The sequence below is a fragment of the Streptomyces sp. NPDC002324 genome, from assembly GCF_053593335.1.
In genome coordinates, this window is record NZ_JBSFCF010000065.1 from 13,697 (window position 1) to 33,126 (window position 19,430).

General features: G+C 69.6%; 18 protein-coding genes and 2 pseudogenes. 15 read left to right on the top strand and 5 right to left on the bottom strand.

The features are described from left to right. Positions 1-455: 455 nt before the first annotated feature. The 13 genes and pseudogenes from ACWCRJ_RS42770 to ACWCRJ_RS42830 all read left to right on the top strand — a co-directional run bounded on the left by ACWCRJ_RS42770 (position 456) and on the right by ACWCRJ_RS42830 (position 12,458). The gene (locus tag ACWCRJ_RS42770; protein ID WP_450944389.1) at positions 456-1,754 is read left to right on the top strand and encodes an extracellular solute-binding protein; all 1,299 of its coding nucleotides are present in this window, start codon (positions 456-458) and stop codon (positions 1,752-1,754) included. Positions 1,755-1,761: 7 nt separating this feature from the next. Beyond that, positions 1,762-2,682, top strand: a complete 921-nt coding sequence (locus tag ACWCRJ_RS42775; protein WP_450944390.1) for a carbohydrate ABC transporter permease — start codon at positions 1,762-1,764, stop codon at positions 2,680-2,682. Further along, on the top strand, positions 2,679-3,560 hold the full coding sequence (locus ACWCRJ_RS42780) for a carbohydrate ABC transporter permease (protein ID WP_450944391.1): 882 nt from the start codon (positions 2,679-2,681) through the stop codon (positions 3,558-3,560). The genes ACWCRJ_RS42775 and ACWCRJ_RS42780 overlap by 4 nt, the downstream gene beginning before the upstream one ends. Positions 3,561-3,565: 5 nt before the next feature. Beyond that, positions 3,566-5,002 (top strand): carboxylesterase family protein, encoded by a 1,437-nt coding sequence (locus tag ACWCRJ_RS42785; protein ID WP_450944392.1) that lies wholly within the window; start codon positions 3,566-3,568, stop codon positions 5,000-5,002. Positions 5,003-5,010: 8 nt separating this feature from the next. Further along, entirely contained in the window at positions 5,011-6,141 is a 1,131-nt protein-coding gene (locus ACWCRJ_RS42790) for an ROK family protein (RefSeq protein ID WP_450944406.1), read from the top strand. 64 nt (positions 6,142-6,205) lie between these two features. Next, entirely contained in the window at positions 6,206-7,750 is a 1,545-nt protein-coding gene (locus tag ACWCRJ_RS42795) for a GMC oxidoreductase (RefSeq protein ID WP_450944393.1), read from the top strand. Then, on the top strand, positions 7,747-8,355 hold the full coding sequence (locus ACWCRJ_RS42800; RefSeq protein WP_450944394.1) for a nucleoside deaminase: 609 nt from the start codon (positions 7,747-7,749) through the stop codon (positions 8,353-8,355). Before ACWCRJ_RS42795 ends, ACWCRJ_RS42800 begins: the two co-directional genes overlap by 4 nt. A 29-nt stretch (positions 8,356-8,384) precedes the next feature. Next, positions 8,385-9,329 (top strand): sugar phosphate isomerase/epimerase family protein, encoded by a 945-nt coding sequence (locus tag ACWCRJ_RS42805; RefSeq protein ID WP_450944395.1) that lies wholly within the window; start codon positions 8,385-8,387, stop codon positions 9,327-9,329. Positions 9,330-9,460: 131 nt separating this feature from the next. Beyond that, positions 9,461-10,528, top strand: a complete 1,068-nt coding sequence (locus tag ACWCRJ_RS42810) for an isopenicillin N synthase family dioxygenase (protein WP_450944396.1) — start codon at positions 9,461-9,463, stop codon at positions 10,526-10,528. Positions 10,529-11,086: 558 nt separating this feature from the next. Further along, a pseudogene (locus tag ACWCRJ_RS42815) lies at positions 11,087-11,251 on the top strand (transposase); the annotation flags it as partial. A gap of 127 nt (positions 11,252-11,378) precedes the next feature. Next, complete coding sequence (locus tag ACWCRJ_RS42820) at positions 11,379-11,867, top strand: hypothetical protein (protein WP_450944397.1); 489 nt, start codon at positions 11,379-11,381, stop codon at positions 11,865-11,867. Positions 11,868-11,879: 12 nt separating this feature from the next. After that, positions 11,880-12,122 (top strand): annotated as a pseudogene (locus tag ACWCRJ_RS42825) (recombinase family protein); the annotation flags it as partial. A gap of 15 nt (positions 12,123-12,137) precedes the next feature. Next, a complete protein-coding gene (locus ACWCRJ_RS42830; protein ID WP_450944407.1) occupies positions 12,138-12,458 on the top strand; it encodes a helix-turn-helix domain-containing protein in 321 nt (106 codons plus the stop codon). 38 nt (positions 12,459-12,496) lie between these two features. Here ACWCRJ_RS42830 and ACWCRJ_RS42835 read toward each other — a convergent pair whose 3' ends face one another. Beyond that, positions 12,497-12,868: a fic family toxin-antitoxin system, toxin component gene (locus ACWCRJ_RS42835; RefSeq protein WP_450944398.1), complete on the bottom strand. Its 372-nt coding sequence runs from the start codon at positions 12,866-12,868 to the stop codon at positions 12,497-12,499. After that, positions 12,865-13,119: a hypothetical protein gene (locus ACWCRJ_RS42840; RefSeq protein WP_450944399.1), complete on the bottom strand. Its 255-nt coding sequence runs from the start codon at positions 13,117-13,119 to the stop codon at positions 12,865-12,867. The genes ACWCRJ_RS42835 and ACWCRJ_RS42840 overlap by 4 nt, the downstream gene beginning before the upstream one ends. A 212-nt stretch (positions 13,120-13,331) precedes the next feature. Between ACWCRJ_RS42840 and ACWCRJ_RS42845 the strand changes: the two genes are divergently transcribed. Further along, entirely contained in the window at positions 13,332-13,868 is a 537-nt protein-coding gene (locus tag ACWCRJ_RS42845) for a hypothetical protein (protein ID WP_450944400.1), read from the top strand. Between the two features lie 1,408 nt (positions 13,869-15,276). Here ACWCRJ_RS42845 and ACWCRJ_RS42850 read toward each other — a convergent pair. From ACWCRJ_RS42850 to ACWCRJ_RS42860, 3 genes are all read right to left on the bottom strand, one after another. Beyond that, entirely contained in the window at positions 15,277-15,894 is a 618-nt protein-coding gene (locus ACWCRJ_RS42850; protein ID WP_450944401.1) for a DUF6417 family protein, read from the bottom strand. Between the two features lie 86 nt (positions 15,895-15,980). Then, on the bottom strand, positions 15,981-16,388 hold the full coding sequence (locus ACWCRJ_RS42855; RefSeq protein WP_450944402.1) for a hypothetical protein: 408 nt from the start codon (positions 16,386-16,388) through the stop codon (positions 15,981-15,983). 48 nt (positions 16,389-16,436) lie between these two features. Continuing rightward, positions 16,437-16,937, bottom strand: a complete 501-nt coding sequence (locus tag ACWCRJ_RS42860; RefSeq protein WP_450944403.1) for a peptidylprolyl isomerase — start codon at positions 16,935-16,937, stop codon at positions 16,437-16,439. Between the two features lie 131 nt (positions 16,938-17,068). Here ACWCRJ_RS42860 and ACWCRJ_RS42865 point away from each other — a divergent pair, with 131 nt between their 5' ends. Then, a complete protein-coding gene (locus ACWCRJ_RS42865) occupies positions 17,069-19,168 on the top strand; it encodes an NACHT domain-containing protein (protein WP_450944404.1) in 2,100 nt (699 codons plus the stop codon). Positions 19,169-19,430 lie beyond the last annotated feature (262 nt).

The window sequence follows — 19,430 nt, forward strand, 5'->3', positions numbered from 1 at the left end:
GACACGAGTCCAGTTCGCGGGGGTGTGGCCCTCGGGCTCGGTCGGACCGAGGACACCAGGGGTGTCGCCATCGGCAGTGTCCGCGACGGGGACACGAAGAGCGTGACGAACCGGTAGCCGACCACACCGCGGCCGTGCGGAAGCCGTCCTCGTCGCCATGGGCGAGGCGCCGACGCACGCGCGGCAGGTCGGCGGGGGCGGCCCTGGGGGCGAGCCCGCCGAGGTCGGTCCAACGAGCGGACGACGGTCGCGACAGAGCGTGACGAATCGATTTCGCTACAAGTTCCGAAATTATCCGGGACGGCTTCCGGTACGCCGCCGAAACACACCATTCATACCGTCACTATCGGCCGCATAGGACCCATCGGCCGCATTGGGTCCATCAGGCCGAAAAGGCTGCTTTCACCAGAAAGCACATCACTGTCCTCAGCGCCCTCATGTGACAGGAGCCCCGAGTGTCCAACCTCTCCAGACGCGGTGCCCTACGGCTGACCGGCGGCATAGCCCTCCTCGGCAGCTTCGCCTTGGCGGGCTGTGGCCGCAGCGACGACACCACCGCGAAAGCCGTCGCCGAGCCTATCGACAGCTCCCCGGCCACAGGCACCGTCAGTGTCTGGGCCGCCCAGGGCGATGCCGACGTGCTCGACAAGGTCATCAAGCCCTTCAAGACGGCGAACCCGGACCTCGACGTGAAGTTCACGCTGATCCCGAACGCCGACTACTACACCAAGCTCCAGTCGGCGATCGCGGCGGGCAAGGGGCCCGATATCGCTCAGTTCTTCCCAGAGTCGCAGGCGCAGTTCCTCGATCCGTCGATCCTCCAGCCCGTTCCGGACGGCCTGGTCGACCCGGACAGCTTCTTCAGGAGCCTGTGGGACGCCGGTGTGGTCAAGGAGGTCGCCTACACGGTGCCCTGGTACGCGTACACCTACGCGCTCGTCTACCGCTCCGACCTGGCCAAGAAGGCGGGCGTCGAGGCGCCGAAGACATGGGACGAGATGGTGCCGTTCTTCAAGGCGCTTCAGGGCGCCGGAGCCGCGCACGGCCTCGGGGCCGACATCGGCTGGGACATCTTCAACGGCCAGGACGCCGCGATGTACGCCTGGCAGGCGGGCGGCTCGCTGCTGTCCCCGGGCGGCGAGTGGACGCTCGACACGCCGGCGATGGTCGACGCGATCAAGTACAACGCGTCGTTCTACACCTCGGGGACCGCCGACACCACCGGGCCCGGGTTCCTCGACTCGCAGCCGTACTTCGTCTCCGGCAAGACCGCCACGATGATCACGGGCCCATGGGTCATCGGTCAGCTCGACGCCACCGCGAAGAAGGACGGCTGGACGGCGGCCCACGTCGCCACCGCGCCGCTGCCGGCCGGGGCGTCGGGCAGCGCCTCCTTCTCCGCCGGTGGCAGTTGGGGGGTGCTCGCCGGCAGCAACAACGCGGAGGCGTCGTGGAAGCTGATCCGCCACATATCGAGCCCGAGCACCCAGGTCTCGCAGTACAAGGCGTACAGCTCGCTGCCGGCGGTCGTCTCCGCCTGGAAGGACTCCGCCATCGCGGGCCAGCCGCTGCTGGACGCCTTCTTGACGCAGCTGAAGAACACCCGGGCGTTCCCGCAGGTCAGTACTTGGCCACAGGTCGCGACCCGGCTGGGCAAGGAGATGGAGGCCGTGGCCAAGGGCGAGGAGACCGCCGCGAAGGCCGCCGCGAACCTCCAGTCGTACGCCGAGAGCCTCGGCACGGGTACGGAGTGATCCGCCGATGACCGTCACCGTCCTCCCGAGGGCGTCGCGCAGAACGCGTCGTCCTCGGGGCGCCCGTCGAACGGCTGTGGGCTGGCTGTTCCTGGCGCCGTTCACCGTCGTGTTCCTGCTCTACACGGCGATCCCCGCAGTCGCCGCGCTCGGGTTCAGCCTCACTGACCTGCGGGGCGCGGATCTGCGTCATCCGTTCGCAGTGGACTTCACCGGACTGGACAACTATCTCCGCTTGTTCCAGGACCAGAGCTTCCTGCGGGACATCCTGAACACCGCCGTCTTCGTGGCCGTCGGTGTGCCTCTGACGATGGGGATCGGATTCGCGCTGGCCCTCGTGCTGAACTCCGGCATCCGTCGGCTGCGTGGCGTGTTCCGCACGGTCTTCTTCGCACCGGTCGTCACGAACATCGTGGCGGTCGCCCTGATCTGGCAGTACGCCTTCAACGCGGGCGGCACCGTCAACACGGTGCTCGGCGCCGTCGGCTTCGCCGGGCCGAACTGGCTGGACGACCCGAATCTGACCATGCCCGTGGTCATCCTGCTCGGCGTCTGGCGCAACTTCGGCATCGCGATGGTGCTGTTCCTCGCCGGCCTGCAGGCGATTCCGCAGGACGTGTACGAGGCCGCCTCCCTCGACGGGGCCGGCCGGTGGCGGCAGCTGAGGAACATCACCCTGCCGCTGCTGCGGCCCACCACCCTCATGGTGTCGGTGCTGCTGACCGTCTTCTACCTCCAGGTCTTCGACGAGCCGTACCTGCTCACCAACGGTGGCCCGCTGGGCTCCACCGAATCGGTGGCGCTGTACACCTACCACCAGTTCGGGGCCGGCGAGTTCGGGACGTCCTCGGCCGCGTCCTTCGTGATGCTCGTGCTCGTGATGCTGGTGAGCGCAGTCCAGTTCCGGCTGCTGAGGCCCCGCGCATGACCGCCCTCGCCGTGTTGGAGAAAGCCGACATGACCACCGACCGGATCGCGGTGCGCCGCAGGTCCGTCTCCCCGCCCCTGCTGTACGGCGCGCTGGTGCTGTGCGCGCTGCTCACGCTGCTTCCGTTCATCTGGGTGATCAGTGGTTCGTTGCGCAGCCTCGACGAGATTCGCTCCGACCCGGGTGCCTGGGTCCCTCAGCACCTCACCTTCGCCAACTTCGAGCGGCTGTTCGCCACAGAGGGCTTCGGCCGGTTCCTGGTCAACAGCGTGGTGATCGCGATCATGGTGGTGGCCGGCAACATCGTTGCGGCGTCGGCCGCCGGCTACGCGCTCGCGAAGCTCGACTTCGCGGGCAGACGGATCGCGTTCACCGCGGTGATGGGCGCGATGATGATGCCGCTCACCACGGTGTTCGTCACACAGTTCGTGATCACGGTCGACCTGGGCCTGGCGGACACCCTCACCGGTGTGGCGCTGCCGAGCGTGGCACTGCCGTTGTCGGTCTTCATCATGCGGCAGTACGCGATGTCGATCCCCGACGAACTGCTCGAAGCGGCCCGGATCGACGGCGCGGGCGAGTTCCGGATCTTCTTCAGGATCTTCCTCCCGCTGGCCGGACCCGCTGTCGCGACAATCACGATCATGTCGTTCCTCTATTCGTGGAACAACTTCCTCTGGCCGCTCATCGTCGCCCAGAGCATGTCCAGCTACACACTGCCGGTGGGCCTGGCCGCCACCAGCCAGGCGGCGGCGCACGTCACCGACTACGGCCTGCTGCTCGCCGGTGCGATCGTCGTGATGCTGCCGGTGCTGGTGCTCTTCCTGTTCCTGCAGCGCTACTTCGTGCAGGGCGTAGCCGGAACGGGAATGCGGTGACCCCCATGGACTCGTTCGACACGCCCGGCGAGCCGAGCGAGATGAGGGTGCTCCCGGCCGAAGTCCCCCAGAGGGGGTGCCCCCAGGAGACGGTCACCGTACGCGCTCCAGCGGGCACGATCACCGGCCGTCGCACTGGCTCGGTTCGGCGCTTCCTCGGCATCCCGTACGCCGAAGCTCCCACCGGTGCACGGCGGTTCGCCGCGCCGGCCCGACGCGACCGGTTCACGGAGCCGTTCGATGCCTCCCGGCACGGCGCCACCGCGCAGCAGGTGCCACTGTTCGCCACGACCACAGTGCCGGAGCCGTCGGTGCCGGGCGACGACGTGCTGAACCTCGGCATCGTCGCTCCTGACACCGACGACGACCGCGGACACCTCCCGGTTCTGGTGTGGATCCACGGCGGCGCCTTCCTGGCGGGGAGCCAGGCCAGTCCGTGGTACGACGGCCGCGCCTTCGCCCGCGACGGCGTCCTCTGCGTCACCGTCGGCTATCGGCTGGGCGTCGACGGATTCGCCGTACTGGACGACGTCCCCACGAACCTCGGGTTGCGCGACCTGCTGCTCGCGCTCGACTGGGTGCAGGACAACATCGCCGCTTTCGGCGGCGATCCGGACCGGGTCACCGTCGCCGGTCAGTCGGCCGGGGGCGCGGCGGTCCTCGCGCTGCTCTCGTCGCCCGCGGGCAGCGGCCGCTTCCACCGCGCGGTCAGCCTGTCCGGTGGCACCTTCGCAGCAGGCGGGGACGCGGCACGCGACTTCCTCGGACGGCTCGGCCACCGGCTCGGCGTGCCGCCGACGCGAGCCGGATTCGCGGACCGCACGGTGGAGGACATCCAGCGGTGCGTCATCGACCTGCGGGACGAGCAGGGCGACGACCTGCCCCCGCTCGGCCTGTTCGTCGGCGACGGCATCCTGCCCGTGCCCATCGTCGACGGACTCACCCAGCACGGGCACGCCGTACCCCTGCTGCTCGGCGCGACGGGCGACGAGTTCGACGGCGATGCCACCACCCCCACGGAAGGCACCCGCAGGGCAGGCACGCGGGTGACGGACACGCTCTTCCGCGCCGCCTGCCCGCGCGTCGCGGCCTCCCGCCGCGGCGCCACCGCAGGCACCTGGCTGTATTCCTTCGAATGGACCTCCCCGGTGCTCGGCGGCGCCACGCACTGCATCGACATCCCGTTCTTCTTCGACGTGCTCGACGCACCCGGTGTCGCCGAGGCGCTCGGGCCGAACCCGCCGGGGGAACTGGCCGCACTGACGCACAGTGATCTGGTCGGGTTCGTACGCGGACAGGAGCCGGCCTGGCCCAGGGCGACCGGGACACATGGCGACGCGGCTCGCGAATACGGCCGCCCCGGCGCGGCGCTCACCGCCGACACCACGGGCGTGTTCGACCCGGTGGTACCGGCTGTGTCCGGGATGGCGGAGGCGTGCTGATGTCCGGGATGAACCAGAGCGCCGTCCGACGCATCAACACCTCGGTCATCCTGCGCGCACTGGCCGTGTCGGCCGGGCCGATCACGCTGACCGAGCTCGCCGAGCAGGTCGGCCTCTCCCGCCGCACCATCGAGGTCGTCCTGGACTCCCTCGTCGAGGCGGGCTGGGTGACCGAGCTGGACCGCGTGCCGACCAGCGGCTGTGCCGGGCGCCCGGCCCGCCGGTACGAACTGCGGGCCGAACACGCGCTGCTGGCGGCCGTGCGCATCACCACTCTGGACGCGTCCGCGGTCATCGCCGATGTACGCGGCCGGGTCGTCGGCCGAGCGCACCGGCCGCTACGCGCCTACCAGGATCCGCAGTCCACGCTCGACGACGCGGCGGCCCTGGTGCTGGAGGCGCTCGACGACGCGGGCGGGTCGGCGAACCGTCTTCGGGCCGGTGCTGTCGCGGGCGGCGGCGCGATCGACGACGACGGAGTCGTACGGCGCCTGGTGCACACGACGCGGTGGGAAGGCGTGAACCTTCCCGAAGAACTCGCGAGGCGGGTCCGGGTGCCCTGGTTCGCTGACAACGACACCAATCTCGGTGCACTCGCGGAGCGTTGGCGGGGTGTGGCCGGCGACCACGACAACGTCGTATGGGCCGTACTCGGGAACCGGACCGGCCTCGGCATCCTCATCCGAGGCGCCGTGCACCGAGGTCTCGACGGTGCGGCCGGCGAGATCGTCGAGGCGGTGTCGATGCCGACCGGCTCGCTGGAGAACCGTCCGGTGGCAGGGCTCACCTCACCGGAACCGGATCGACGCAGGATCGCGCTCGACCGCTTCGACGCGGCTCGTGCCGGCGACGCGACAGCGCTCGCCGAGGTGGACGAATTCGTGGAGAACATCGCGTCGATCCTCACGACCTTGTCGTGGACGGTCGCGCCGTCGCTCATCGTGCTCGGCGGGGGTCTGGAGGACGCGGCCGATGTGCTGCTGCCCCGGGTGCGCAAGGCGATGCACGACGCCCGCACCCCCGCGGTCGAGCTGCGTGCCACGTGTCTGGGCCGCGACGCCGACCTCATCGGCGCCGTCAAGCTGGCACTCGATTCGATGGACACCGAGCTGTTCGGCCCGCTCGCCCCGAGCGCGTAACCGCTCACCACCTGCAGAAGCAAGACAGCAGTACCAGGCAGCAGTACAGGACAGGAGTCTCCCCTTGACCGGCACCACTCGCACCAACGTCCTCGTCGTGGGCAGCGGCATCATGGGATCAGTCGTGGCCAGACTGCTGCGCGACTCCGATCCGGCGCTGGACATCACCATGGTCGACGGTGGAAGCGCGATCGGCGAGGTCCCCGGCCTGCACCTGCACGATGTCGACGATCCGGCTCTCTGGTCGCGCTACAACGAACGGGTCGGCACCGGCATCCAAGGCATGTACACCGGCGCAGAGGTGGTACGCGACGTCGCCGGCAGTCTCAACGACCTGACACCCGGCATGTTCCACGCGCTCGCCTTCGGCGAGGACGCCGAGGCGATGCCCGCGACAGCACTCGCGTGGAACGCCGGCGGTATGGGCGTGCACTGGACCGCCGCGACACCGTGGCCCGCCGGGGACGAGGTGTTCGACTTCGGCGACCCGGCCCGCTGGGCGACGGATCTGGACACCGCGCGCCGGTTGCTCGCGGTCACCCCGTCCGCGATCGGACCGACCGACGTCGGACGGATCGTGCTCGACGCACTGCGCCGGCGCTTCGACGGCATCGGACCGGACGACCGGCGGCCGCAGCCGATGCCCATGGCCGTCACCGCGCCGGCATCGGGCCCTCTGCCACGCACGGCGCCGGGGACGATCTTCCCCGCGATGGCGACCGGCGCGGACCCGGCCTTCACTCTGCTGACCGGTACCCTCGCGACGGCCCTCATCGTCTCGGACGGCCGGGTCGCCGGCGCCCGGCTGCGTCGCATCGCGGACGGTGCCGAGTCGCGGCTCCTCGCGGATGCCGTGGTGGTGTGCGCCGACGCCCTGCGCACCCCGCAATTGCTGTTCGCTTCGGGCATCCGGCCCGAGGCACTGGGCCGCTACCTCAACGAGCACGCGTTCATCACCGCCCGCGTACTGCTCGACCCCGGCCGATTCGGCATCGACCTCGACGCCCTGCCCCTGCCGCGCGCGGGCGAGTCCAGCACCGATTCGCTCTGGCTGCCCCAGAACGGAGCGGCGCAGCCGTTCCACGGCCAGATCATGAATCGAACGTACGTGGACGAAGAGGGCCGCCCCCTCGCCCACTCCGTGGGCCTCTCGCTGTACGTACCCGTCGAGTCACGCCCCGAGAACCGGCTGGTGTTCTCGCCGACCGAGACCGACCTCGCCGGGATGCCCCGGATCGGTGTCGAGTTCGGCTACTCCGATGCCGACCGCGTACTGCTCGGCCGGGCACTCGACGAGATCCAGTCGATCGCCGAGGACTTCGGCGCCTTCGATCCCGCGACGGAACGCGCGCTGCTCCCGCCCGGCTCGTCGTTGCACCTGACCGGAACTGTCCGGTCCGGCCCGGCCGACGACGGCACCAGTGTGTGCGGCCCGGACGGCCGGGTGTGGGGCTTCGACAACCTGTACCTCGCCGGCAACGGAGTGATCCCCACCGCGATGGCCGCCAATGTCACCCTGACCGGCGCGGTGACGGCGGTGCGGGCTGCCAGGGCCGTCGCCGCACGGACCGCCGCGCTCACCGCACATGGAGAGGAAGTCCGAACGTGATCGACTTCGCAAGGGAATACCGGGTGGTGCTCCCGACCTGGATCGACGACGAATTGGCCGCCGTCCCCGCAGTCATTCCCGACCGGGACGACCGGATGCGCCTCGTGCACCGCCTGGCCGACCGCAACTGGCGTGAGGGCAACGGCGGCCCGTTCGCGGCACTCGTCGCCGAGCGGGACACAGGCCGGATCGTCTCGGTCGGCGTGAACGTCGTACTCGCCTCCGGCGTCTCCAGCGCACACGCCGAGGTCGTCGCCCTCGGACTGGCCCAGACGGCGACCGGTGGCTGGGACCTCGGCGGTGACGGAATGCAGGCGCACGAGCTGGTGGTGAACTGGCGTCCGTGCATCCAGTGCTACGGCGCGGCGATGTGGTCCGGGGTGCGCGGCCTCGTGGTCGCCGGCGACGGCCCGGAACTGGAGGAGATCACCACGTTCGACGAGGGCCCGCTCGGCGCGGACTGGGCCGAGCAGTTCCAGGCACGCGGCATCGAGGTCGTGCGGGACGTGCTCCGGGACGAGGCGCTCGCAGTGTTCCGTGGCTACCGGGAGGCCGTCGACGCCGACGGCATCGTCGTCTACAACGCGCGCGCAGGCGCCGAATGACACCGCCGATCCGACTGGAGACACCCCCCGTGGCCCCACGCTTCGCCACCGACATCGTGACCTTCTACCACCCAGGTTTCTGGAGCCTCGAATCCGCCGACGCCTTTCGCGACTGGGCCGTCAAGAACCCCGAGCGCTTCTGGCACCGGGCGATGGACGTGTTGGCCGATGCCGGTGTCACCGGCATCGAGTTGACCTTCGCGCCGGGCGACATCGAATCGGTCCTGCGCGCCTTCGGCGACGCGCCGTCGTTCCGCCATGAGTTGCAGGCCCGAGGCCTGTCCGTCGTGAGCGCCTTCATCGCCGAGAGTGAATGCCCCGACTGGCGGGACAGCGACAGCCTGCCCGCGATAGTCGCCGACGCCGAGCGACGTGCGGCCTTCCTCGCCGACGTGGGCGGCGAAGTTCTCGTCGCCGGGCTGCCCATGCGTGCGACGTTCGGGACGCGCCCACCCTTCTTCGTCGACGCCGCGTACATGACCCGGATGGCCGACATCGCCCACATCGTCGGTGAGGCCGTCGCACAGCACGGTGTGAAGCTCGCCTTCCACACCGAGTCCAACAGCACCCTCTGGTACGAGAGGGACATCGACCTGTTCATGGCTCTGACCGATCCGCGCTACGTGTGGCTGTGCCCCGATTCCTGCCACATCGCACTCGGGGGAGGCGACCCCGTCACCGTCGCGCGTCGCCACTCCCAGCGCATCGCACTGGCGCACTGGAAGGACGCGGTCAAGCCGATCGATGTCGAACTCACCATCGACGAAACGGTCTTCGCTCAGCAGCAGCCCTACATGGCCGAGCTGGGTACAGGCATCGTGGACTGGAAGGCATGGGCCGCCGCGATGTCACTCACTCCCGGCGCCGACATCGTGCTCATCGAGCTGGACGAGGCGGCTGATCCTGTCGCCGCGCTCCGGGCAGGGATGGCCGTGGTGAAGGAGATACGGGGAGACGTCGGGCTTCTCTCCTGAGTCGGGTTGGCCGTCGCTCTCAGCAGTGGCTCCGAGAGGAAGCGGATGCCGCGCGACCGTGCTCCACCCCCGAACCCGGGCCGACCAGTGGCCCTTCGCCCCATGACCACAGTCTGAAAGGACGTAGGACAGTGAAGTCTCACATTGCCACCTCCATGCCCATGTTCACCGTGCCGGCCGTCGACATCTCCCCCTACGTGGGTGGCGGTACGGATGAGGAGCGGGGGCACGTGGCACGGCTGATCGATGCCGCGTGTGCCGAGGTGGGGTTCATCCAGGTTCTCGGGCACGGCGTTCCGCAGAGCGCGCTCGACGGCCTGAAGGGGGCGATGGACGCGTTCTTCGCACTGCCGCTGGAGGCAAAGAAGGTGTACCGCGTCGACGGCGGCGCCAACCGCGGGTACAGCCCGCCGAAGAGCGAGTCGCTGAGCCTGAGCCTGGGCCTGGAGTCGGCCTCGAGGATGAACGACTTCTTCGAGGCCTTCAACGTCGGTGTCGAGGCGCGTTCCTTCCCGTCCGAACTCGGCCTTTCCGAGGACGACTTCGGGATCAACGTGTGGCCGGACATCGAGGGGTTCACGCCGCGGGTGGAGGCCTACTTCGGTCACGCCTCGCGGGTGGCACGCACACTGACGCGGATCTTCGCGGACGCCCTCGGGCTGACACCGGACTTCTTCGACGCGCTCACCGGACATTCCATCGACGTGCTCCGTATGAACAATTACGCCCTGCCCGAAGGCACCGTGGACCTGGACAGCGAGCTGATCGGCATGGGCGAGCACACCGACTACGGAATCGTCACCGTGCTGTGGGCCGACCAAGCCCCGGGGCTCCAGGTTCTCGACCGGCGCGGCACCTGGCATGACGTGGCGCCCACGGACGGCGCTCTGCTGGTCAACCTCGGCGATCTCACGGCCCGGCTGACCAACGACCGGTGGATGTCTACGCTGCACCGCGTCAAGCCCCCCATCGTCGACGGGACGATCCTGCGGCGCCGCTCGGCCGCCTTCTTCCACGACGGGAACCCGGACGCGGTCATCGAGACACTGCCCGCCCTTCTCGACGCGGACCACGGTCTCGCCTACGAACCGGTCACCGTCCGAGAGCACATCATGGCCAAGCTGAACGGCTCGCGGAACGGCAAGAAGAACGTGGCCGCGGTCCGCGAGGCCGCACGCGCGCGGGCTGCCACCAAGTGAACGGCCCACGCCCACGCCGGTACGCGCGGCGGCCGTGGCGGGGACGACCGGTGCGGCGGACGGCCTGGTCGCGGAGGTGGAACGCCACCGCGAACCCTCGGCGTCAGCCGGCGGAGTACGAGGAGAACGAGCAACAGGACAGGCACTGACCGCACCCAGCCGGTCGTGCCGGTCACGTTCCGACATTGGCCGGTGACCTGCCCATCGTGGCCGGGCATCCCCCTCACCATCCGGGGCGAACTGGTGAGGGGGACGGGGAGCCGCCGTGCCGTACACCGACGACGAGTGCTGACGCCGGAGGGGCGGGAGCGCTTCCCGCACGGCCGGCCCGGGGCCATGAAGGCCATGGCGGCCCGGCTCGTTCAATCAGCCGGTGGCCGTTCTTGTATCCAGACACTCACTCCGACGCCGGGACGAACGTCCGGATCAGGTGGGAGCCCGGACACCACTTCTCAGAGGGCGTTAAGTCCCGTTCCTAATTATGTGGTGTCGCTCGTTCGTGGGTGATGGGGCTGTTCCGTCCTCACGTCATGTCGTGTGCATGATGGGGTCGCGGGCATGGAACGGATGCCGTACGCAACCGACTTGTCCGACGAGCAGTGGGCGTTGATCGAGCCGCTGGTCACGGCGTGGAAGCAGGAGCGGGTGGCTCGGTCGGCGACCGGGGACCCGGGATCCTGCGACCTGCGTGAGGTAGTCAACGCGCTGCTCTACCAGAACCGGAGGCGGTCGCCTTCCCACCTCGGTCACCGCGTCAGCTCTCGCCGCGGGACCGGTCGCCCCGCAGCACGTCGACCCCGCCCTGATCGACTACTTCCAGACCCAGTTGGAAGGGCACTACCGGGCGGACATGTTCCTCGGCCCGCACGACCTGATCGGCACCGTGTCCGCTCAGTACCAGCTGATCGACAAGCTCGTGCGCTCGGCGAAGGGCGACACCCGCCGAGGGCTCCTTCGAGTCGGGGCCGCGTACGCCGCGCTGGTCGGCTGGCTGTACCAGGACGCCGGCGACATGGACGGCGCCGCGTTCTGGCGGGGCGTCACCCAGGAGATCGCGATGCGGTCGAGGGATCCGCACCTGATCGGCTACTCCCTCGTCAACCATGCGCAGGTGCGCACCGACCTCGGCGACGGGCATGCGGTCATCGACCTGTGCGGGGCCGCGCTGGAGGACTCGCACCTCTTGGTGCCGAAAGTGCGCATCATGGCCTTGCAGCAGCAGGCCCACGGCGCCAGCCTCACCCACGACCGGGACGCTGCGGCGCTGACGGCGGCCGGCTGCACGCGGGTCTTCACCGACAAAAAGTCGGGCAAGAATGCCGAGCGCGAGGAACTGTGAAAGTGCCTCGACTACCTCCGGCCCGGCGACACCCTGGTGGTGCCCTCCCTCGACCGGTTGGGCCGCTCGATCCAAGATCTGATCTCGATCGTCTCCGGCCTGCGGAAGCGCGGGATCGGCTTCCAGTCGCTGCACGAGTCGCTGGACACCACGACCCCGGGCGGGCGCCTGGTGTTCCACGTGTTCGCCGCGCTCGCGGAGTTCATCCGCGAACTCATCGTTCAGGGCACCCACGAGGGCCTGGCGGCGGCGCGGACCCGCGGGGAACGCATCGGCCGGCCGCCTGCGATGACGGAAGCGCAGGTTCGGCACGCCCGTGCTCTGCTGACGGATCCGGAGAATACGATCACGTCGATTGCGAAGCTGCTGGGCGTCTCCCGGACTACGGTCTACAAGTACGTGCCGGAACTGGCGGCGGGCCGGAACTCGCTCGCCGGTTCCCCAAGGCCCGCGCCAAGCGTGATGAGGTGGGCTTGCGGGTCAGTCGTGACCACTACCCTCGCCACCCGCAAGACGAAAGGGGCAGCGGCCGACGGACGGCGGGTGCCCCTTCAAGTCTTCAGCGAACGTAGCCGGGTGATCGTTGACTGACCTGGCGCGGCCCGAAAACGATCAATGCCCCGTCCGGATCAAGGTTTCCAGGTGCGCAGGAAGGACGCGATCCGGTCGGCGGTGCAGCGGGGGCTGTTCAGCTCGTGGGCGAGGGCGGTGAGCTGTTCGCGGGTCGGGCTGACGGGGATGTTGCTGGCCTCGAGATACATGACGGCGACGGCGCAGGCGACGGTGAGGTTGGAGCGTTCCAGCCACCGGCAGCGGCCCAGGGTGTGCACCAGGGCGGCAGCGCGGGCGAAGACTCCGTCGTAGACGGGAGTGTCGAGGAGTTCGCCGCGGTGGCGGGCGACGGCGGCGATGGGCACGCCGTAGTCGTCGGCGGCCGGATCGCGATGCCCGGCCCGCTCCGCTACCTCAAGGATCCAGGACTCGTCGACGTGCAGGATCACGCGGCGACGTCCGGCTGCTGCTGGGTGTACGGAGCGTCAAACTGCTGCTCCAGGTCGTCGAGGAACGCGCCCTGCTCATCGATGAGCCGCTGGGCGGCCGCCATACCGGCGGCACGGGCGCCGGTGGTGTCCTCGATGATGAGCCGCTCCACATACCTGTTGAAGTCCAGCGAGCGAGAGCGCGCGGCGGCTTTGCCGGCCTCCAGCACGTTCTCGTCCAGCCGTACCTGCGTCTGCTTTTTCGTGGTCACACCTCATGGTAGCAGGGTGGTAGCAGGCGTGGGCTGTACTCAGGAGCGGTCAGTGCCGACGTCTCGCCCTGCGCCGCGAGGTTGACCATGCCGAGCGCCTGTACCCCCTCACGGGCACAAAACATGCGAGCAGCGCGTGGCGTCGTGTCCCCTGACGTCACACGAGTGAGCATGTGCGGACCCAGCCTTCTACCCGCACGCGAGGCGATGCGATGCCCGACCGGCCCGGCCATGTCCGCCCCGAGAGGGTCGCACCGAAGCGGATCTCGCGGCACCGGCCGCCGGAGCAGTCGCTGTTCAGCGGCATCTACGGACTGGTGCTGGCCAGCGCCCTGGTAGCCGCGCTGGACGCGACGGGCGAGACGGCCGATCCCGGTTCGGACGCGCTGTGGGTCCTGCTTACCGCGCTGGCATCCGGCGCTGCCCATGGGTACGCACACGTCATCGCCCAGCGTGCGTCCGTCGGCAGGGCAGCCACCACGAGCAGACTGCGATTGGTGCTCGCCGAGTGGCCCCTGGTCGCCGCCGTGCTGCCCACGGTGGGGATCCTGTTTGGCGCGGTAGCCGGGTGGTGGGCAGAGGCTACGGCAGTGGACGCGGCCCTGCTGTTCAACACCGTCGCCTTGTTCGGCTGGGGCGCCTGGGCCGCTCGCACCGCCGGGCACGGATGGCTGTCCTCGTGCCGGGCAGGGGGCCTGGACATGCTGATCGGCCTGGTGATCATTATCGCGAATGCCTTGATCAAGTAGCCGGGCCACCGGGTGCCATGTCGGCGGAAAGGCCGCGAGTCCTTGATCAATGGACACCCTTCCTGTCCCGCACTGCCGGTCCACCCTCCGCTGATGGAGCCCGCGACGTACGCCATCGACCCCCAGCCCACCGGACCGCCTGGCGGCTGTGGGAGGAGGTCGGAGCGGACGCGGCTGCCCGGCAGGGCATGTTCGCGCCGGTGCACCGCGTCTCCTTCGGCGCGCGGAACAGGATCGTCATCGCCCCCGGCGACTCCCGGGCCATGACCCTGATCCCCGACAAGTGCGAAGGCTACTGCCAGGGTGTGGATGGCCGGGCCGGCACAAACCTGGCGTGCGATGGGTGCGGGCGTCCCGTGACAGCCCGCATGGACGACTGCGGAATGTGGCAGACGGTGTGGCTCGAGCCCGACGCGGTCATACGCCGCCCCTCGGGACTCGCCGCCGGTCCGCCTTCCGGCTGGGACGATCTGGAACGCGCTGAGCATCGTGTCCCACCCGTCGAACCCGACGGGGCCGCCCCTCGGGACTCGCCGCCGGTCCGCCTTCCGGCTGGGACGATCTGGAACGCGCTGAGCATCGTGTCCCACCCGTCGAACCCGACGGGTCGTGGAGCCGTCGCTGGGAAGCGGCGGTCGCAGTCGCCCTGGCCCATCTCGTGGCGGCCACCGAGGACCACCCGGTGAATCTGCCGTCCGGTCCCGTCGCCGGTTGCTCGGCCACGCCGTCGGCCAGTACCTCCCCGCCGGGCCCGGGGCCCGGTCCGTGGGGCTGGCCGGCTCAGGATCCACCCCCGCCCCGACATACTCCTAGTCCCCCGCCACCCCCTCACGGGGGTGCCCTGGCGCCCGCCAGGCGATGAAGGGCTGTAGCGCCGCTGGACAGCGGGGTCTGGGCCTATCTCGCCCACCCAGGCGAGACCTCGCCGAAGCCCGCGACCGGGGTCCTCCCGGAGGGCGTCCCACGCGACGACTACCCCCTGCCGCCGCGCCCCTGGTAACCGCTGACACCCCACCGGCGCGCCTTCGAGGACACCCTTGTCCGGATACCCGCCGTACACGCTCCCCGGCTGGGCAGGGATGGCAACGCGTACCGCCAGGCCGATTCGCCTGCTTCGGCGGGCTGACCACAGGGGTCGACGGCCCGTTCTTCCGACACGGCCCTGGTACGGGCGCCGAGGATACTCATGAGAGGGCCGGGTCTGGTCGCGGATGTAACCGACCGCGTCCGGCCGATGAATCTCGGCCGGACGACCTCCGCTGCGACGAGCCCGAGGACCGCCCCGCCGGCCGTGACGCCCCAGCGTTCTGACTCCCGCCTATTCCTAGGCGCAGCGCACGGTGACGGGCCACCTCGTGAAGGACAGACACTTGTCGGCGAACTGGCCATGCCTGCTACCGGTCCCTGTCTACCCGACCGGTGGTGACCTGCTGATGAGGGCCGGGGTGAGGGATGCGGGGGCTGGGCGGTGGGTGATTCCGTAGTCGCGGGTGAAGTGGTTGGCCTCCGTCGCCGATCCGGTCATCCGGTGCAGCCAGAACCCGTACGCCACCGACTCCATCTGCGTAGCCGTCAGATACAGCAGCCACCGCCTCGCCCCGTGATCACACCGGGCCGTACATACGCGCTCCACCAGCCCTTCTGCCGGCGGCACCCGCAACTGGTCGGCGTGGCCCACGAACAGGCGCAGTGCCGCCATCTGGGACGGCCGTAACTTCACCAGCCGATGTTCCGGGCCCGGCTCCTCCTGGGGGGTCTCGGGGCGGGGGCGCAAGCGGGCGTAGAGCAGGAGGTCGTGGCCGGCCGGGGCGAGGCGGGCCGCCCACAGGACTGCGGTGCCCTCCCACGCCGACAGCTCTGCCCGGTCCTCCCTGCTGGCGATCTCCACCAGCCCCCGGTCCGCGAGCGCCCGCACGCTCTGCTTCATCGGCAGCACATCCGCGTCCAGGACCCAGCCATGCGCCGACGCCCGCGCCCGTTCCTCCAGCACCCCGAGGACAGCGAAATCCTGCTCCCCACCCCTCATCGACCCGCCCCTTCCCCTGGATCCCTCGCTTCGGGCTCAACGAGGCACGGCGGGCAGAGGAAGCGACCGTCAAAACCGGCTCGCGGTCACAGGGCACGCTCCACCGGTCCGACGTCGGTGAGCAGGCGCTTTCCGGAGCACCGCAGGAAGTTGCCGCCGTTCGCGCCCGCCGGATCGTGTTTGCCAGAGCCGAGATAGTCGGTGCTCTCGCCTTCCCGAGCGGACTCCAGGCCGGCTTGGTCAGCTGCAGCAACAGCTCTCGCCCGCGACTCCGCCGGGTGGGGCCACGAACGGGGCCCTGGGTTGCCGAAGATCGCGACGTCGCCCGGAAAGAGGCCGGGTCTGGCGCGGTACCAGCGGGCCGGGAGCCGCCGGCGCCCGGCCCTGTCCCGGGCCACGCCGGCTTCCGCCACGGCGACGCCGGCCGCCACCAGGGCGGGCCGTACCACCGGATAGCCTGCGAGTAGGCCAAAAGGCGCGTGGTGCACGCGCACGTGGACACCCGTTTGGGGCGCTGGACAGGCGCCCCAAACGAGCGTTAATCAGACGGTGGGGACGACGCCGCTCTCCTCAATGACGATCTTCTTTGCCGTGGCGCCTGAGGAGCTACCGAGCGCCTCGATCGTCTTGACGATGCCCGCGCCCTCGACGACCTCGCCGAAGACGACGTGCTTGCCGTCAAGCCAGGGGGTTACCACGGTGGTGATGAAGAACTGCGAGCCGTTGGAGTTCGGACCCGCGTTGGCCATGCTCAGCAGGAACGGCCGGTCGTGCTTGAGCTGGAAGTTCTCGTCGGCGAACTTCTCACCGTAGATGCTCTTGCCGCCCGTGCCGTTGCCGTTGGTGAAGTCGCCGCCCTGCAGCATGAAATCGGTGATGACCCGGTGGAAGGGCGCACCCTTGTAGCCGAACCCGTTCTGGCCGGTGGCCAGCTCACGGAAGTTGCGGGTGGTCTTCGGCACGACGTCGTCGAACAGCCGGAAGACGATGCGGCCGAGGTCCTCACCGTTCGCGGAAACCTGGAAGTAGACGTTCTCACTCATGGCAGCGATTCTCCACCATGGCTTCAGGCCCGCGGGATTCGGCATCGGCTCCGCCACCTCGGTGTCACAATCCGGAACCGAAGGCGACGATCGCCCGCCCGTTACTCAGCGGGCTGGCGACCATGCGTCACATGAGACGATCGGGGGCCCTCCGGCCAGCCTTCATCTATACAGTGCTGCAGGTCGTGAGCGTGGCGCTGGCCCTGTGGCTGTCCCAGCATTTCCAGGTGGCGCGGCTGGCCGCCACGCTCGTTGCCTTGGCCCCCACCATCCCGGCCGCCTACCTGGCATGGGCCGCCTATCGCGCCGACCGCAGCGAGGCCGCAGCAGACACCGATGCAAAGGTGAAAGCACTGGCCGCTGTCGTGGCTGCGGCTGAGACCCGGCAGCGCGCCCAGCTGATCGGGCCTGGCGCTCATCGTATCGACGTAACCTTCCACCAGCACACCGAGCCTGCCAACAACGCGACCGGCGCAGCCGCCCACGGCCGCCTCACCGACATCGTCGCCTACTACCAGAACCTACGCCCCGCCCGCCTGGCCGTCACCGGTGAACCGGGCGCGGGCAAGACCCTGCTCGCCTTGGACCTCATCCTCGGCCTGCTGACTCACCCCGGCCGCACCGACACCGACCCCGTCCCCGTCCGTTTCTCCCTGGCCGGCTGGAACACCGACCAGCCCTTTCAGGATTGGCTCGCCCACCAGGTCCACCAGCAGTTCCGGGACCAAGGCGTCAGTCTCGCCGACGCGACCGCGATGGTGGACGGATACCGCGTCCTGCCGGTCCTGGACGGCCTGGACGAGATGGACACCGACGCCACTGCGGCCGGCCGCCGCCGTTCTGCCCGCGCCCTGGAGGAACTCAACGTCTACCAGGACCCCACCGGCAGCGCCCCGGTCATCCTCACCTGCCGCACCACCCAGTACGAGGACCTGGCCGTCCTGGACCTGCGGATGCGTGAGGCCGCCCGCATCCAGCTCGACCCCGTCTCCCCTGGCCAGGCCGCCGCATATCTCACCGCCCGCAGCACCAGCCCCGACCGTTGGAGGCTGGTCATCGACACGCTCACGACCGCGCCCGGCGGTACCCTGGCCCGCTCCCTTGCCACCCCTTGGCGTCTCAACCTGGCCGCCACCGCCTACGAAGAACGCCACCCCGACACCCTCGCCTACCTCCGCGAACCGGACCACCTGCTCACCCTGGCCTCCCCCAGCGCGGTCCGCGACCACCTCCTCGCCCGCTACCTGCGCGCGGCCGCCCACCAGCACCCAACCCGCGCTGGCCGCTACCGCCCCGACCAGGCCCACCAATGGCTCGCCGCGCTCGCCGCCCACCTCGCCACCACCACACCGGCATCCATCGCGAGCAGCACCGACATCGTCCTCCACCAGCTGTGGCCCATGGCTGGTCCCCGCCGCGTCCGCACCGCCGACACGCTGCTCACCGTCCTCCTCACTCTCGCCTCAACCACCCTGTTGCTGTCCCAGGTCCCAATCGGCTTCTCACCCGACCAACCGATCGCCACCCCAGCGGGCATGCTGATTGCCCTGGGGACTATGTGGCAGGCCAGTCGTCCTCGCGTCCCAGAGCCTCAAACGTTCCAGCTCCAGCGGCTGCGCAGCCCAACCCACCGCCGCCAGCTCGCCCGGACTGTCACGGTCGGGCTCGTGTTCGGGCTCGTGTTCGGGCTCGTACTCGGGCTCGTACTCGGGCTCGCAAACGGCCTCGCGGTCGGGTTCGCGGTCGGGCTCGCGTTCGGGCTCGTGGTCGGGCCGGCTGGCGGGCTCGCGTTCGGGCTCGTGGAACGCCTGAAGGATGCTCCGCCGACCGACCCGCGTCATCCGGTGCGGGACGATCTCACGTTCGGGCTCGCAAGCGGGCTCGCGGGCGGGCTCGGTGGCGGGCTCGCGAACGGGCTCGCGAACGGGCTCGGAGTCGGGCCCGCCGAACGGCTGGGGGGCGGGCTTGCAAACGGACTTGCGGTCGGGCTCGCCAGCGGGCTCGTGTTCGGGATCGCGGTCGGGTTCGCGGTCGGGCTGTATTGGCTCGCTGGGGCCGGCCGCCGCTACCTGGTCTTCCTGCTCTGTATCCGGGGCGGACTGCCCTGGCGCCTCGGCACTTTCCTGAACTGGGCTTACGAGGCAGGACTCCTGCGGATCTCCGGCGTGGCCTACCAGTTCCGGCACCGCGAACTCCAGGACTGGCTCACCGCACACCTCACTCCCGCGTGAAAGCGCAGCCTCAAGGCATCTGGCCTGCGAAAACGGTGCCCATTGCGGCTCACGACAGTGTCTCCAACTCACCACGCACCGCAGCAATCTCGTCCGGAGTCACACATCCTCAACGCCACAACGGGCCCAAGGACACACACGACCCCAGCCAACCTGACCAAGCCCTACTAGTGCCGCATCAGGCAACGTTCGCCCTGGGCGGTCTGCGACGATGGCGCCATGGACGAGGAAGTCATTCCCATTCTTCGCGTTGTGGACGCTG

Bases quoted from the DNA above. Each gene is read 5' to 3' on its own strand.
- ACWCRJ_RS42775 (WP_450944390.1), top strand. From the start codon at position 1,762: ATGACCGTCACCGTCCTCCCGAGGGCGTCGCGCAGAACGCGTCGTCCT.
- ACWCRJ_RS42780 (WP_450944391.1), top strand. From the start codon at position 2,679: ATGACCGCCCTCGCCGTGTTGGAGAAAGCCGACATGACCACCGACCGG.
- ACWCRJ_RS42785 (WP_450944392.1), top strand. From the start codon at position 3,566: ATGGACTCGTTCGACACGCCCGGCGAGCCGAGCGAGATGAGGGTGCTC.
- ACWCRJ_RS42790 (WP_450944406.1), top strand. From the start codon at position 5,011: ATGAACCAGAGCGCCGTCCGACGCATCAACACCTCGGTCATCCTGCGC.
- ACWCRJ_RS42820 (WP_450944397.1), top strand. From the start codon at position 11,379: ATGTTCCTCGGCCCGCACGACCTGATCGGCACCGTGTCCGCTCAGTAC.
- ACWCRJ_RS42845 (WP_450944400.1), top strand. From the start codon at position 13,332: ATGCCCGACCGGCCCGGCCATGTCCGCCCCGAGAGGGTCGCACCGAAG.
- ACWCRJ_RS42850 (WP_450944401.1), bottom strand. From the start codon at position 15,894: ATGAGGGGTGGGGAGCAGGATTTCGCTGTCCTCGGGGTGCTGGAGGAA.
- ACWCRJ_RS42860 (WP_450944403.1), bottom strand. From the start codon at position 16,937: ATGAGTGAGAACGTCTACTTCCAGGTTTCCGCGAACGGTGAGGACCTC.
- ACWCRJ_RS42865 (WP_450944404.1), top strand. From the start codon at position 17,069: ATGAGACGATCGGGGGCCCTCCGGCCAGCCTTCATCTATACAGTGCTG.